Consider the following 15,883-nt stretch of genomic DNA (forward strand, 5'->3'; position numbering starts at 1 on the left):
TTATAATACCAAATGCTCTACCCCAACCTTACCAGTGCCTCCTTTAAAGTCATGATCTTAGACTCAGCATCAGCTTGTTTCTGACGTTCCTTTTCAACGATATCCCCTTTTGCATTTGCAACAAAACGTTCGTTTGAAAGCTTTTTGATTACGGAATCTAGGAAACCCTGGGTATATTCAAGTTCTCTTTGCAGATTTTCACGTTCTGTTTCTACGTCCAGTTCATCTGCCAGGTTTACAAAAAATTCATCAGATTTTACCCGGAAAGAAGTGCCTTCGGATTCTTCGGTTACATAAGCGATTGACTCAACATGGGCAAGTTTCACAATTAATGTTTCCAGTGTTTCATAACGTCCTTTTGAGTCGGTCCGAATTGCTAGTGGCAACGCAACTTTGGGGCTGATATTTTTCGAATTCCTTAAATTCCTGATTCCGGAAATAAGCTCAAACAATATTTCAAAATCATTCAAAAGCGCCAAATCCGAATCTTTTGCCTGAGGAAATGGTGCGATACAAATTGAATCATTTGCTTTTCTCTCCCGAATATTCTGCCAGATTTCTTCGCTGATAAATGGCATGAAAGGATGGGCAAGCCGCATCAGCTGATCAAAGAATTCAAGCGTCGCTTCAAAGGTAACTTTGTCAATAGGCTGCTCATAGGCAGGCTTAATCATTTCGAGATATTGTGCGCAGAAATCATCCCAAATCAGTTTGTAAACCGCATTCAGTGCATCCGAAATACGGAATTTAATAAAATGGTCATGTACTTCTGCAAGCGTTACATTCAGCTTGCTGTCAAACCACTTTACAGCCAGTTCAGAACCTTGCGGAGCCGACAGGTTTTGATCGATTTCCCAACCTTTTACCAACCTGAAAGCATTCCAGATTTTGTTACAGAAGTTCCGTCCCTGCTCTACCAGTTTGTCATCGTAAGGTAAATCGTTTCCTGCCTGAGAACTGAAAAGCATACCCGTTCTCACACCGTCCGCACCATGTGTGTTAATCAGATCAATCGGATCCGGTGAATTTCCGAGCGATTTGGACATTTTCCTTCCCTGTTTGTCACGCACAATTCCGGTCAGGTAAACATTCTTGAACGGATACGTCCCCTTGTATTCATAACCCGCAATGATCATACGCGCCACCCAGAAAAACAGAATTTCAGGTGCGGTCACCAGGTCATTGGTTGGATAGTAATAATTTATATCTGCGTTATCGGGTTCTTTTATACCGTTAAAAACAGAAATCGGCCAAAGCCAAGATGAAAACCATGTATCAAGAACATCCGGATCCTGCGTGATATCTTCTTCTGTTAATGCAAAAAGCTGGTATTCATGCTGTGCTTTTCTTAAAGCTTCCCGTTTATTTTTTGCTACGATCAGCGTTCCGTCTTTCAGATAAAAAGCCGGGATTCGGTGCCCCCACCAAAGCTGACGGCTGATATTCCAGTCACGGACGTTTTCCATCCAGTGACGATAGGTATTTTTGAATTTTGCAGGTATCAGCTGAACCGTATCGTTCATTACGTTGTCCAGCGCAGGTTTGCTGATCTTGTCCATTTTCAGGAACCACTGCTCAGAAAGTCGTGGCTCGATCACTGAATCCGTCCTTTCCGAATGACCAACGTTGGATTTGTACTCCTCAACCTTAATCAGATCACCGGATTCTTCCAATAGTTTAATGATCTTTTTACGTGCTGTAAAACGGTCTTCACCAATTAGAATCTGTGCTTTTTCATTTAGCGTCCCGTCCTCATTCAGAAGATCGATGATCGGCAGATTATGTCTTTTGCCTAATTCATAGTCATTGGTATCATGCGCAGGCGTCACTTTCAGACAACCCGTTCCGAATTCAATTTCTACATAATCATCTGCAATAACCGGAATAGCCCGTTTGATAAGCGGGATCAAAACCTGTTTTCCGATCAGATGCTGGTAACGTTCATCATTTGGATTGACACAGATCGCCACATCCGCCATAATCGTTTCCGGGCGTGTAGTTGCAACGACAACCCCCTGCCCTTCCGCTCCAACCAATTCATATTTAAGATAGACCAGCTTCTGGTTCACCTCTTTCATGATTACTTCTTCGTCAGAAACGGTTGTTCTCGCCTGAGGATCCCAGTTCACCATGCGGTGGCCACGATAGATATCTCCTTTGTTATAAAGATCTATAAAAACATCGATCACAGAATCATACAAATCCGGCTCCATTGTGAAACGGGTACGGTCCCAGTCACAGGAAGCACCGAGTTTCCGTAGTTGCTGCAAAATGATCCCGCCATATTTGTGCGTCCATTCCCAGCAATATTCCAGGAATTCATCCCTTGACAAATCCCGTTTTGCAATTCCCCGTTCTTTAAGCATTGCTACCACTTTGGCTTCTGTGGCTATTGAAGCGTGATCTGTTCCCGGAACCCAGCAAGCCTCCTTACCTTCCATACGTGCTTTACGAACCAGAATATCCTGGATTGTATTGTTCAGCATGTGCCCCATGTGCAGCACACCTGTTACGTTTGGCGGAGGGATGACGATCGTATAAGGCTCCTTATCCGGATTAGGTTTTGAATTAAAAAACCGGTTTTCCATCCAATAGGAATACCATTTGTCCTCTATTTCCTGGGGAGCATAAGTTTTGGAAATCATTCTTGTAGGTAGAAAAATGCGACGGATCGCGGGTTGCTGTCTTAAAAAGACGGCAAGTTAGGATTTGCAGACGAAATTTTCTAAAATTTTATGCCTCCGAAGCTGTTGGCAGCCACAAAGTGAAAGTACTTCCTTCGCCTGTTTTACTTTCAACTATAACAGTTCCTGCATGTGCCTCAACCATCTTTTTAACATAACTCAGGCCGAGTCCGAAACCTTTTACATCGTGAACGTTGCCAGTCGGAACACGGTAGAAGGTATCAAAAATACGATGCAGCTGCTCTTTGTTCATGCCAATTCCTTTGTCCGTAATGGCTATTTCTATACCATTTTCAACATTTTTGGTTCTGACAGCAATTTGAAGTTTTGCAGGAGAGTATTTAATGGCATTGTCGATCAGGTTATTCAGAATATTTGCCAAATGAACTTCATCAGCTGAAACCGTTTCATTTTCTGCTTCAAATTCCAGATCCACGTCGCCATTTTGCTGTTCGATTTGTACACTCTGGCTATTGAGTGCATTGGTGACCAGATCATGAATATTGACTAATGTTCTTTTTAGTCTTATTTCTCCCTTATCAAGCAGTGCCATTTGCAGCACTTTTTCAACATGTGTCCCCAGCCTTTTATTTTCCTCTTTGATAATCCCCAGGTACCTGTCCAGGCGTGGTGACGCGGCCTGGCTGGCTGCGTTTTCCTGCGCCATTTCTGCCGCAAGTGCTATGGTCGAAATCGGCGTTTTGAACTCATGGGTCATGTTATTGATAAAATCGTTTTTAATATCCGAAAGTTTTTTCTGACGGACAATCGTGCTGACGGCCATGTAAAAACAAGCCATTACAACCAAAATCAAAACGCCCGAACCTCCGAAAACGACACCCATTCCGCTGCGGATGTACTTTTCCTGATCCGGAAAATAAACATATAAGGAATTTTGTCCCTGCAAAGTCTCATTCGGGAAAAGCGAAGCGCGATAGGCTCTTTGTTCCCATTCGTTTGGTTTCAGGCTGGCTGTTGAAAAAATAACTTCTTTGGAGGCGGGTCCCTGAACGGCAAATTCGTACGGCAAGGAAATTCCGTTTTCTGCAAATTCTTTTTTTAGCAGCGTATCCAGCAAAAAGCGATTGACTCTCTCATTAAGCGGTCTTTTTGTATATAAAAGATCTTTCATCACCTCCCTTAAAAGCTCCGCTTTATCAGGATTTTTAGTGCCCGAAATAGCAAGGTTTTTGGCGTTGTTTCTGAAATTTTTATCGGAGACCGGCAAGGCTCTTTTACGGTTTGCGTAACGCTTTTGAACACTGTCCTTTGTATCTCCATCGTAGTTTCTTCCCGAACTGCTCTTTTGTGAATTCAAATCTCCAAGCGCTTTTCCCAGGTTTTTCTCATCCTCCATTCTGCGGCGCATAAATTCATCCATCCCGGCCAAACCGAACTGCTGAGCCTGAAAAAACTCTTCAATGATCTTTTGCTGATGATCCACCATAACCCGAAAATTGGGACTTAAAACATCCGTGGCAGCTTCTTCGGAAGATATCTGATAATGTATTTCTTCTCCGTTGGGGAGGATAACGACTTCAATTCTCGGAGCGGCTTTTCGGCTTGATTCACGAATCGTTTGCTGTTTTACCGGACTGGTTCGTTTAACAGGTGCATTCTGTAATTGGGTAATTCTTTCAAGGCGGCTTTTTTGCTGTTCCGTTTCGATGCGCTGCTGAAGAAGGTACATCATTTCCTGTTTTTCCAGACGGTGTACCACTTCCTGTACTGATTCGGCTACTTTATGATTAAACTGGTCGTTCCGGATTGCGATGGCTTCCCGAATCCAATACCACTGAAAACCGATCAGGCCAATCAGCGCCAGACACATCAAACCAACAATTATCTGAATTTTTCTTTTCGTCATAATTTTTAAAAACACGCTGTGCAACGTCTCCCCTCTTTTCTACGACATTACTACGGAAACAAATTTAAACCATCTTCGGTGGCTGTTCATATTTTTAACAAAATTTAACAGCCCGCAGAAATCACAGCATTTAAATTTGTAATTGATTCATATACAAAAATCTATACAGTCATGAAACACATTTTTGCACAGAGCATTTTGATGCCGGTTATCCTGATCTCAGGCTTGGCGCTGAGTGAACCAACATTTGCACAATCTTCTGAAAAAAGTAAAAAAACGACCATTCGCGTTCGCGTTTCGGAAGATGATAAAGGCAAAACGAAAGATGTTGAGAAAGAATATAAGGTCAATAACATGAATGACCAGGAGCGTAAACAGTTTGTTGACAAAGTTTTGGATTCACTTGGCGTAGATTCAAAATCCGGCAAAGTCGTTTCCGTTACCATGGATGACGGAGAAGGTGATACCAGAGTAATTACCAGAAAACGCAGAAATGTAGTAATAGACCGTCGCGATGACCGCGAACCGCTTGCCTTCCATTGGGATGGAAATAATGAATTTAGCTTTGATACGGAGAAGCTGCAATCGCAAATGAGGAATTTTGAAAGGGAGTTCAGACCAAAAGCAAAGGTATTTATGCGGGATATGGAAAATTTTGGTGATCAGCTGGGATCGGTCTGGACAAGAGAGGGAATGAAAGCAGCGAGCGTTCGGGAACTTAGTGTTTATTCCAATAACCCTGATAACGGCGTTCTGAATCTGCGGTTTCATGCGCAGCAAAAGGGCGATCTTAACATTACGGTAACTGACACAAAAGGAAAAGAAGTCGGCAAAAAGGAAATCAAAGATTTTAGCGGAGACTTTGTCGGACAAATCGATTTAAAGAAAAATACAAAAGGAACTGTTTTCGTAACCGTGGTACAAAATGAAGACGGTGCGGTGAAAAGAGTGGTAATTCCCTGATCTGATAATCCAACGAAAAAACCTCTGATTCATCCGGATCAGGGGTTTTTTCGTATATAGAAAGTAGATTACCTGTTCTGTAAATCGATTGGCCGGTAAATAGATTTTTGGTCAGCGCCATCAAAGAATCGACAGATTTCAACCAAAATTGGCATCGTTGTCATAATAATTGAGATATTTTATTGAAAATAATACAATTAATTAGAGAGACATCTGCTAAGAATTGTAAATTTGCGGAAAAACACCAATCGTCTGCGACATCCAATTTACTAAGCAACTATGCTGAATCTTATACTTTTTGGCCCTCCAGGTGCAGGAAAGGGCACCCAAAGTGAAAAAATTATTGCCAAATACAACCTGATACATCTCTCCACAGGAGATCTTCTTCGCTCTGAAATTCAGGCAGGAACAGAACTTGGACTCAGGGCTAAAACTTTAATGGATCAGGGATTGCTTGTCCCGGATGAAGTTGTAATTGGAATGATTGATCATAAACTGAAAGACCACAGAGATGCCGCCGGATTCATTTTTGACGGTTTTCCACGTACAGTTAAACAATCCGAAGCACTGGATGAATTACTGGCAAGTTATGATGAAAGTATTTCTGTAATGGTTGCCCTGGTGGTGGATGATAATGAATTACTTGCACGCTTATTGAACAGGGGAAAAACATCCGGTCGTCCGGATGACCAGAATGAAGAGCTGATCAGCAAGCGTATTCATGAATATAACAGCAAAACAAAGCCGGTTGCAGATTATTACAAGGCACAAGGCAAATTCACAGCAATTGATGGTATCGGCGAAATAGAATCTATCTTTGCAGGGATCAGTAAAGCGATTTCCGCAGTTAAGGTCAATTAATATTATTAAAGTCAGTACTCAGCAACACATTATGGCGTCTTCAAATTTTATAGATTATGTAAAAATCAATGTGCGTTCCGGTTCAGGCGGTGCAGGAGCTTTACATTTCAGACGCGAAAAACATGTTGAAAAAGGAGGCCCGGATGGAGGCGACGGCGGACGTGGAGGGCATATTATCCTAAAAGGAAGTTCACAGCTCTGGACGCTGCTTCATTTAAAATATACCAAACACGTTAAGGCATTTGACGGAAAAGGCGGTGAAGGCGGCCGCAGATCCGGCATGATCGGGAAAGATATCGTTCTCGAAGTTCCGCTGGGAACTGTTGCAAGAGATTCTGAAACCGGAGAGCAGCTGTTTGAAATTACCGAAAATGATCAGGAAATCATCCTTTTAAAAGGCGGACGCGGCGGAATGGGCAATGACCATTTCAAATCTGCAACCAACCAGACCCCGCAGCACGCCCAGCCGGGCGAAGCGGGACTGGAAGCCTGGGTTATTCTTGAACTTAAAGTACTTGCCGATGTAGGTCTTGTCGGTTTTCCAAATGCGGGAAAATCCACTTTACTTTCAGCAGTTTCAGCTGCGAGACCCGAAATTGCTGATTATCCTTTCACAACCCTGGTACCCAATCTTGGAGTCGTTTCCTATCGGGACTACAAGTCATTCGTAATGGCCGATATTCCGGGCATTATCGAAGGAGCCTCACAAGGTAAAGGTCTTGGTCTTCGTTTTTTAAGACACATAGAAAGAAATTCTATCTTATTATTTCTGGTTCCTGCGGACAGTGAAGACATCAATGCAGAATATCAGACACTCCTTCAGGAGCTTAGATTATATAACCCCTCCCTATTAGATAAAAGTCGCATTTTAGCCATTTCAAAATCTGACATCGTTTCCGAAGAGGAGCGTGAAGATTTAAAAAGCAGCATCCCGGAAGGAATTCCTTATTCTTTTATTTCTGCAATTACACAGGAAGGTATAGAGCAGTTGAAAGATAGGATATGGGCTGCAATAAATGATCCGTTTTCCGTTTAATAATTTTTTTGCGAAAGAGACAACCTTTTGATACCTGAGATGTGTCGATAGAGTTACTTTTAATGAAATATATTCGGTCGAAATGAAATATTTTTTATCGCTCTTCGTGTGTATAATCCTGAGTATTTTGTCTTTTGAGGCATCAGGTCAGATCAATATTACCTATCCCTCCTCACGTGCTATCTTTCAGCGGGACAAAAATAATTCAGCAAGGATATATGTGGCTGGTAGTTATTCAAAACCGGCTGACCGTATTGAAGCTAAATTAATTGCAATCAACGGAGGTGCCGACACGGACTGGGTTCCAATTCAATCTAATCCTCAGGGCGGCTTTTATTCCGGAAGTGTCGTTTCTTCGGGCGGATGGTATGAGTTAAGAGTCCGGGGAATGCGAGGAGATCAGGAAACCGAATCCAGAACTATGTCTCCGGTCGGAATAGGAGAAGTATTTTTAATAGCAGGTCAATCCAACGCGCAGGGATTTCAGGACTATCCAAATTTTAGTTATGGCGCACAAAGAGCCAATGACGACCGGGTTAATTGCATAGCCTATAGCAACAACCAGCGTTCCGATGTCTCTCTTCCCTATCCGTCGTTCGCTCACCTTGAATCCAATTCTCAGATTTCTCCACGAGGTCAATCTGCATGGAGTTGGGGCAAACTCGGGGATATTCTGGCAGAACGTTTAAGGGTTCCCATTTTGTTTTATAATGTTGCCTGGGAGGGTACCTTAGTTCGCACCTGGCGTGAAAGTATTACTGGAACAGCATACTCCCCTTATATACCTGCAAGTTATGACCCTTCAGGAATGCCATATTCCAACCTAAGGTCGGTGATGCAAAATTACGTTCCCATTACAGGTATCAGAGGTGTATTGTGGCAACAAGGAGAGGCAGATAATCAGTTTGATACTAGGACAGAAGATTATGTTAAAGATCTCCGGGCAGTGATTGATGCGAGCAGGAACGAATCAGGAAAAGGTAGCTTGGCTTGGGTCATATCGATTACTTCTTATACCAACAGATATGGAACTGACAATAATGTAATCCAGGGACAAAAAAATATTATTAGCACAGCTAACAAAATATTCCAGGGACCGAATACAGATCAAATTCAGATACCGCGAACAGATTTTGAAGGAGTTCACCTACATAACGAAGGTCTGACGTCGCTTGGAGAAGCCTGGAGCAATGCCTTGAATAACGATTTTTTTTCAAACTCTGATCCTTACCAGGCGGTGAGTCCTTTGGAAATCACAGCGAATTGTGCAGGAAATAATAGCATTAGTCTTTCAGTTAAAAGCGATGGATACTCCTCTATAAATTGGAATACCGGACAGAATACGCCAAACATACAAGTGGGGAATGGCACCTTTAGGGTAACAGCACGCGATTCCCGTGGTAATATGATATATTCCCCGGAGATTAGTGTCAGCCAGTCAATATATCCTGCACAACCTACTATCTCTTTGCAAGGGAGTAACCCTGTGTGCCTGGGTAACACAGCCGTTTTAATCTCCAATACCGCAGAAAACGTAAGATGGAATACAGGTTCTACAAGTGACAGACTACCAGTAACAACAGGAGGTGAATATTTTGTAACTGCTAGAAATGTTTACGGCTGCGAAACTTCATCATCAAGAATTTCGGTCGCTGTTCTGAATTCTCCACTTCCCGAAAAACCCGCTATTACTGCTTTGGGCGCTTTAACTTTTTGTGAAGGTGGCGAAGTAAGTCTTCAGTCAAATTCCAGGGTTAACAACAGATGGTCGAACGGTGCAAATACAGGTTCTATTTCGGTTAAATCTTCGGGAGAATACAGGGTACAGGCTCTGGATAATTTAGGCTGTTTTTCTCCTGAATCTGATCCGGTTACAGTTAAAGTAAATCCGCTTCCTGCAAAACCCTCCATAGCACTCAGCGGATCTTCAACCTTTTGCGCAGGAGGAAATGTTACGCTTACATCCAGCTATGAGAGTGGTAACACATGGAGTAATGCTGCGGTTAGTAAAACAATTTCTGTCAATGAATCGGGAAGCTTCTCCCTTAAACAGCGTGATTCCAATGGCTGCGAATCCACATCCGATGCGGTAAACATCAAAGTAAATCCGCTTCCGCCAACGCCAACTATTACAGCTTTAAGGCCTACTACTTTTTGTACAAGGGATTTTACAACTTTAAGAAGCAGTGATGCCGCTACTTATTTGTGGAGTAACGGCGCTAATAATAAAGAAATAAACATTTACGAATCAGGAAGTTATACAATATCTCAGATTGATGGGAACCGCTGTGTATCTCCGCCATCTGCTGCTGTTCTGGTTGTTGCCAATCCATTGCCCCCGACACCGGTCATCACAGCGGACGGCCCTACCGTTTTTTGTGCGGATCTAAGTGTTAATTTAACATCAACTACCGCAGCAGGTTTTTTATGGAGTAACGGTTCATCAAGTCAATCTATTAAGGTAAATATAGGCGCAACTTTTACCGTTCAGACCATTAATGAATTTAAATGTTACTCTGACAAAAGTAACCAGATCAGTACCCGGACACTGGCTTTGCCGCCTGCACCATCTGTTGCGGCACTGGGAGAAACAATATTTTGCGATGGAAACTTTGTTGCACTTAAAGCCTCAAACGGAAACAGTTTTGTCTGGAATACCGGAACTGAAAAAGATTCAATCCATGCCACACAATCCGGAGCTTATTCCGCAAGGGTAAAAGATACTCAAGGTTGTTTGTCTCCCAATTCACGTGAAATTCTTGTTGACGTAAAACCAACCCCAACGGCTCCTATAATAAAGCAAATAGGCGTTTTCACTTTGAAATCGGAAAATAACATCAACGATGGCGATCATGTGTGGAAACTCAATGCAACCATTCTTCCTGAAAAAAGTACGATTCTTAAAGCAATACAATCCGGGTCATACGTTGTAAATAATACAGTTGTCTATAGTCCGACACTTTCCTGTTTTTCTGATTTTTCTGCTCCGTTCAACTTCGTGGCTGATACACAAAACAACGGTTTGGTAGCCTATCCAAGTCCTGCAACAGATGGCAGGTTAAATATTGAAACAGTACAAAATATTAATAATGCAACTGTACAGATTATAGACACCAGGGGTGTAATCCATAAAGTTTATAAGGTGGCTAAATTTGATAGCATACAATTTTTCAATATTTCTGACCTCTCCTCAGGTTCGTATATCATCCGAATCATTTCAGGATCACTCAATGCTTCTCAGAAAATCATCATTGTGAAGTAATAAAGGCACTGCAAGGGTTAATAAATCAAAAAAACGGAATAGTTATATTATAGCCGAAATAATTCTTTTAAATTTGTCGTTGATTATCATAATGTAAGAGGTTCTATGATAACGTTTATTCATCAATTTATTCTTTCTGATATGAGAGACTTTACCTGTACTAAAAAACCAAATGCGTAATAACTCAATTTTCAGGGTAATGGTAAAAACTATACTGTTGCTTTGCTCACTTCCGGCAGCAGTATTTTCACAACAAACCAATACGATTACGATTACGTCACCTGTACTTAATGCTGTTTACCAGAGGGATGTGAAAGGAGAGCGCGAAATAACCGTTGCGGGCTCCTTTACTGTCCCAATGGATAAAATTGAAGTACGTGCGGTTGCTGTGGTTTTAGGCCAAGGCATTGATACGCCATGGAAAGATTTACAGATTGCACCCAAGGGAGGTGTTTTTGAAGGGAAAATTTCAATCTATGCCGGCTGGTATTCCATTGAACTTCGCGGTACACAAGCTGGCCAGGTAGTAGGAAGAGCGGTACTCCAAAGGTTAGGTGTTGGTGAAGTGTTTATTATTTCAGGCCAGTCGAACGCTCAGGGCTTAAAAGCTTATCCCGGTCCATCCGCTGTGGATGAGAGGGTACAATACATTTCCAATTATAACAACGATTCCAAGGATGAGCTGACCGACCCTCCCCGTGCTGTATTTTCTAAAATAACCGCAGACATCGGTTTTATGGCACCAAGAGGACAATCTGCATGGTGCTGGGGTATTTTAGGTGATCTTTTGGTTGCAAGACTTAACATGCCTGTCTTATTTATAAACACTGCCTGGGAAGGTTCTGCGGTTGAGAACTGGGTACAAAGTTCAAATGGAATTTTAACCCAAAGCAAGTATGGAGCATGGTATCCACCACAAATGCCTTATGCCAATTTACGAATAGCCGCAAGAAACTATGCAGCGCAATATGGAGCAAGAGCCATCCTATGGATGCAGGGTGAAACAGACGGTCTTTTCTCTACCCCTGCCAGTAGTTATCGGAATAATCTTCAGTTTTTGATGAATAAGCTGGAAGCGGACGCAGGCAGAAAATTCACCTGGGTAATTGCCAGGACTTCCAGAACTTCTCCATCCAATACCAATGTGTCCAGTGTATTTCCTGAAATAATTGCTGCTCAAAACGCAGTATTGGACGCACAGTTTAATCCGACTTATCCTGGCCCGGAAACTGATGCTCTTGTACCCAATCGTCCTGACGGAACGCACTTTATTGGTGCCGCAGCACTAACAATACTGGCCAATGCGTGGAATCAGAGTTTAGATGCACGCTTCTTCTCAACCGTTACACCTCATGCACCGGCTCCGCTTCCGGCAGTTTCCGCAAGCTGTGTTGCAGAAAACAATGCTGTAACGATTACGCTTCCGACCGGTTACGCTTCTTACAAATGGACGACCGGAGAAACGACCAATTCTATCAGAGTTACTAATGCGGGAAGCTACAGTGCCACCGTAAAAGATGCGGCAGGAAATTCAATTCTTAGCCCAATTGTAATTCTTGAAAAGAATGCAGTCCCAGCGCAGCCAACAATTGTGCAGCAAGGCCAGCAGCAGGCATGCGCTGATTCTTCATTTACATTTTCTGTTGCCAGCGGGAATGATACTTATTCCTGGTCAAAAGTCGGAACAACAGCTGTTTTGGGAACCGGAACGTCTATTAAAATTGCGGAAACAGGAAATTACCAGGTGAGAGGACAAAACATATATGGCTGTATCTCTACCAATTCTGCGGCTTCTTCTCTAATTATCCGCCCAAAAATAACTAAACCTGTTATTGAATCGGCTGGTCCATTTAGTGTAACGGCAAGCATAGCTGAAACCGGACTGAATGAACAATACCTATGGCGTCGTCCGGGTACTGAATCCGATACGCTTGCTAAAATTATCAAGATTCTTAAAACAGGCACTTATTCCACCAAGGCAAGAGTAGTGTTTACCTTAGGATCTAATTCTTTGATTTGCTATTCTGACACAGCGTCACGCCAGTTTGAAACAAATGTGTCAAACGAAGTTGTTATTTACCCAAATCCAAGCCAGGGAGCCTATATTTATATAGAATCCCGTGATAACATCAATGATGCTATTGTTACTATGTATGATACTTTCGGAAGGGTGATTAAAATGACGCCTCCAAGGTATTTGGATAGCCGGCTGGAAATAGATGTAAGCCTTTTGCCAAGTGGAAAGTACATCATGAGAGTCACCGGCAGGGACACCAGCCTCACAAAGCAAATTATAATACGATAATATTTTTTCTTTAATTATTTATAAATAAGCCCCGGGAGATCGGGGCTTATTTAGTATGATACTAATTAGATAAAAGAAAAAGTAAAGAATTTGATTGATAAATTTGCAAAGGCTAATTTTGACTGGTATAGGAAGAGTTACTACAGATTGTATTTGAAATAAAACTATTCAATGAAAAATTCATATCTCCCTTCGGATTATCTTCCCATCCTGGTTCAGTTTATTCTTGCTGCAGGATTTATAGGCGGAACGATGATCGTAACGCACCTAATCGGGCCAAGCCGTAAAAGCAAACTGAAAGACGATCCGTTTGAATGCGGTATCGAATCGGTCGGTGATGCGAGAACTCCTATTTCGGTAAAATACTTTTTGGTAGCGATTCTCTTTGTACTTTTTGATGTTGAGGTTATATTTATGTACCCCTGGGCTGTAAATTTCAAAGAACTTGGAATGTTTGGGTTCGTAGAAATGTTGTTGTTTATGGCACTGCTTCTTTCGGGATTTTACTACATCATCCGCAAAGGAGTATTGAACTGGGAAGAATAAACTTCAAACATTCTAATTCTGAAAATCATGAAAGAAGTAACAATAGCGGAAGCTCCGCAAGGACATAGTGGATCAGGTTTTTTTGCTACCTCATTTGATGAAGCAATCGGTTTGGCGAGAAGTTACTCTCTTTGGCCTCTTCCGTTTGCAACTTCATGCTGCGGTATCGAATTCATGGCAACAATGGGCGCTCATTACGACATTTCCCGTTTTGGATCCGAAAGGCCTAGTTTTTCTCCTCGGCAGGCAGATTTACTGATGGTGATGGGGACAATTGCAAAAAAAATGGCTCCGGTTGTTAAACAGGTGTACCTGCAAATGGCAGAACCCCGCTGGGTATTGGCAGTTGGGGCATGTGCTTCAAGTGGCGGGATTTTTGACACTTACAGCGTACTTCAGGGAATAGACCGTATTATTCCGGTCGACTGTTACGTTCCAGGTTGCCCTCCGCGTCCGGAGCAAATTATTGACGGACTGATGCACATTCAGTATCTGGCCCAGAACGAAAAATTACGCAGAAGAAATACAGATGAATATCAGCATTTGCTGGCATCCTACAATATTCAATAAATTACCTTTATGCTAAGTAACCAGGAGGTAGCAGAAGAGCTTTTGGGGAAATTTGGTGATCAGGTGTATGACTTTGATGAGCCATACGGATTGCTGACGCTTTCCACAACACGTGAAGACATTATTCCGGTTTTGGAATTTCTAAAAGATCATAAAGTATTTCAGATAAACTTTCTCACTGATCTGACGGGAATACACTATCCCGACAGTCCGGGAAAAGAGTTTATGGTCGTGTACCACGCACATAGTTTTATTCATAATTTCCGTATCCGGATCAAGGTTTCTATTGCTGAGGCTGATATCCACATTCCCACAGCAACCGGGCTGTATGCCTGTGCCAACTGGATGGAGCGTGAGACTTTCGATTTCTTTGGGATTTTGTTTGATGGTCATCCAAACCTGATCCGAATTCTTAATATCGAGGAAATGGATTATTTTCCAATGAGAAGAGAATATCCGCTGGAAGATGCAACACGTGAGGATAAAATTGATGCACTTTTTGGTCGATAACCCTTTACTGAACAAAGTAAAACATGGCAGATATCGAATTATTACCACATAATGTTCCTTCTCAATCGGAGCTTCCTGAGCTGGTTGAAGAATTAACAACCCTTAACCTAGGTCCTACCCACCCTGCAACTCATGGTATTTTTCAGAACATCCTTAAAATGGACGGTGAGAAAATCATTTCAGGAGAGCAGACTATTGGATATATTCACCGTGCTTTTGAAAAAATTGCTGAAAGAAGGCCGTTTTATCAGATTACCACGCTGACCGACCGTATGAATTACTGTTCATCACCGATAAATAACTTCGGATGGCACATGACGGTTGAGAAATTATTGCAGATTGAAGTTCCAAAACGTGCCCAGTATATCCGGGTTATTATGATGGAACTTGCGCGTATTTCTGATCACCTGATTTGTAACAGTATTTTAGGTGTAGATACCGGCGCATTCTCAGGGTTTCTTTACGTAATGCAAAAACGTGAGGATATTTATGAAATTTACGAAGAAGTTTGCGGAGCACGTTTAACAACAAATATGGGACGTATTGGCGGTATGGAACGGGATCTTTCCAGCACCGCAATTCGTAAAATACGCGATTTTATTAAAACCTTCCCGCCTGTTCTTCAGGAGTTTGAGAAGCTTATGAGCCGCAACAGGATATTCATGGATCGTACCATTAATGTTGGTCCGATATCTCTGGAACGAGCTTTATCTTATGGTTTTACTGGCCCTAATTTAAGAGCAGCAGGACTTGATTATGACGTCCGGGTTATGAATCCTTATTCTTCTTACGAGGATTTTGATTTCAGTATCCCGGTAGGACAGAGCGGAGATACCTTCGACAGATATAATGTTCGTATCGAAGAGATGTGGCAAAGTCTTAAAATTGTAGAACAAGCCCTTAACAATCTTCCCGAAGGCCCATATTATGCAGATGCTCCTGAATATTATTTACCTCCCAAAAAAGAGGTTTACAATAACATGGAAGCACTTATTTACCATTTCAAAATTGTGATGGGTGAAATAGATGCTCCGCAGGGGGAAGTTTACCATGCTGTTGAAGGCGGAAACGGAGAACTAGGTTTTTACCTTATCAGTGATGGCGGACGGGCACCTTATCGTTTACATTTCCGCAGACCGAGCTTTATTTATTACCAGGCTTTTCCTGAAATGTGTAAAGGCAGTACCCTTTCCGATGCAATTCTTACAATGAGTAGCCTCAACGTAATTGCTGGTGAACTGGATGCTTAATTTTTTAATAGTGAATGAAAATATTAATC

At 42.2% G+C, this 15,883-nt stretch carries 11 protein-coding genes; 9 read left to right on the forward strand and 2 right to left on the reverse strand.

The window, feature by feature from the left end; translation table 11 throughout:
• Nucleotides 1-17: 17 nt before the first annotated feature.
• Nucleotides 18-2,645 carry a valine--tRNA ligase gene (locus E0F88_RS17590; RefSeq protein WP_131959590.1) on the reverse strand — a complete coding sequence of 876 codons (2,628 nt, stop codon included), beginning with the start codon at nucleotides 2,643-2,645 and terminating at the stop codon, nucleotides 18-20.
• Nucleotides 2,646-2,733: 88 nt separating this feature from the next.
• On the reverse strand, nucleotides 2,734-4,551 hold the full coding sequence (locus tag E0F88_RS17595) for a sensor histidine kinase (protein ID WP_131959591.1): 1,818 nt from the start codon (nucleotides 4,549-4,551) through the stop codon (nucleotides 2,734-2,736).
• Nucleotides 4,552-4,722: 171 nt separating this feature from the next.
• On the opposite strand from E0F88_RS17595, the gene E0F88_RS17600 reads away from it, so the two are divergent.
• The 9 genes from E0F88_RS17600 (at nucleotide 4,723) to nuoD (ending at nucleotide 15,854) form a co-directional block, all read left to right on the forward strand.
• Complete coding sequence (locus tag E0F88_RS17600) at nucleotides 4,723-5,514, forward strand: T9SS type A sorting domain-containing protein (protein WP_131959592.1); 792 nt, start codon at nucleotides 4,723-4,725, stop codon at nucleotides 5,512-5,514.
• 279 nt (nucleotides 5,515-5,793) lie between these two features.
• Complete coding sequence (locus E0F88_RS17605) at nucleotides 5,794-6,375, forward strand: adenylate kinase (protein WP_131959593.1); 582 nt, start codon at nucleotides 5,794-5,796, stop codon at nucleotides 6,373-6,375.
• Nucleotides 6,376-6,406: 31 nt separating this feature from the next.
• On the forward strand, nucleotides 6,407-7,411 hold the full coding sequence (obgE, locus tag E0F88_RS17610) for a GTPase ObgE (protein ID WP_131959594.1): 1,005 nt from the start codon (nucleotides 6,407-6,409) through the stop codon (nucleotides 7,409-7,411).
• Nucleotides 7,412-7,493: 82 nt separating this feature from the next.
• Nucleotides 7,494-10,673 (forward strand): T9SS type A sorting domain-containing protein, encoded by a 3,180-nt coding sequence (locus tag E0F88_RS17615; RefSeq protein WP_131959595.1) that lies wholly within the window; start codon nucleotides 7,494-7,496, stop codon nucleotides 10,671-10,673.
• A gap of 172 nt (nucleotides 10,674-10,845) precedes the next feature.
• Entirely contained in the window at nucleotides 10,846-12,978 is a 2,133-nt protein-coding gene (locus E0F88_RS17620) for a T9SS type A sorting domain-containing protein (protein ID WP_131959596.1), read from the forward strand.
• A gap of 171 nt (nucleotides 12,979-13,149) precedes the next feature.
• Entirely contained in the window at nucleotides 13,150-13,524 is a 375-nt protein-coding gene (locus tag E0F88_RS17625; protein WP_131959597.1) for an NADH-quinone oxidoreductase subunit A, read from the forward strand.
• 27 nt (nucleotides 13,525-13,551) lie between these two features.
• Nucleotides 13,552-14,094, forward strand: coding sequence for an NADH-quinone oxidoreductase subunit B (locus E0F88_RS17630; RefSeq protein ID WP_131959598.1), 543 nt, complete (start codon nucleotides 13,552-13,554; stop codon nucleotides 14,092-14,094).
• A 9-nt stretch (nucleotides 14,095-14,103) separates the two neighbouring features.
• Nucleotides 14,104-14,604: an NADH-quinone oxidoreductase subunit C gene (locus E0F88_RS17635; RefSeq protein ID WP_131959599.1), complete on the forward strand. Its 501-nt coding sequence runs from the start codon at nucleotides 14,104-14,106 to the stop codon at nucleotides 14,602-14,604.
• Between the two features lie 23 nt (nucleotides 14,605-14,627).
• Nucleotides 14,628-15,854 (forward strand): NADH dehydrogenase (quinone) subunit D, encoded by a 1,227-nt coding sequence (gene nuoD / locus E0F88_RS17640; protein ID WP_131959600.1) that lies wholly within the window; start codon nucleotides 14,628-14,630, stop codon nucleotides 15,852-15,854.
• The last annotated feature ends 29 nt before the right edge of the window (nucleotides 15,855-15,883 follow it).

The sequence above is a fragment of the Dyadobacter psychrotolerans genome (assembly GCF_004349265.1).
GTDB lineage: Bacteria > Bacteroidota > Bacteroidia > Cytophagales > Spirosomataceae > Dyadobacter > Dyadobacter psychrotolerans.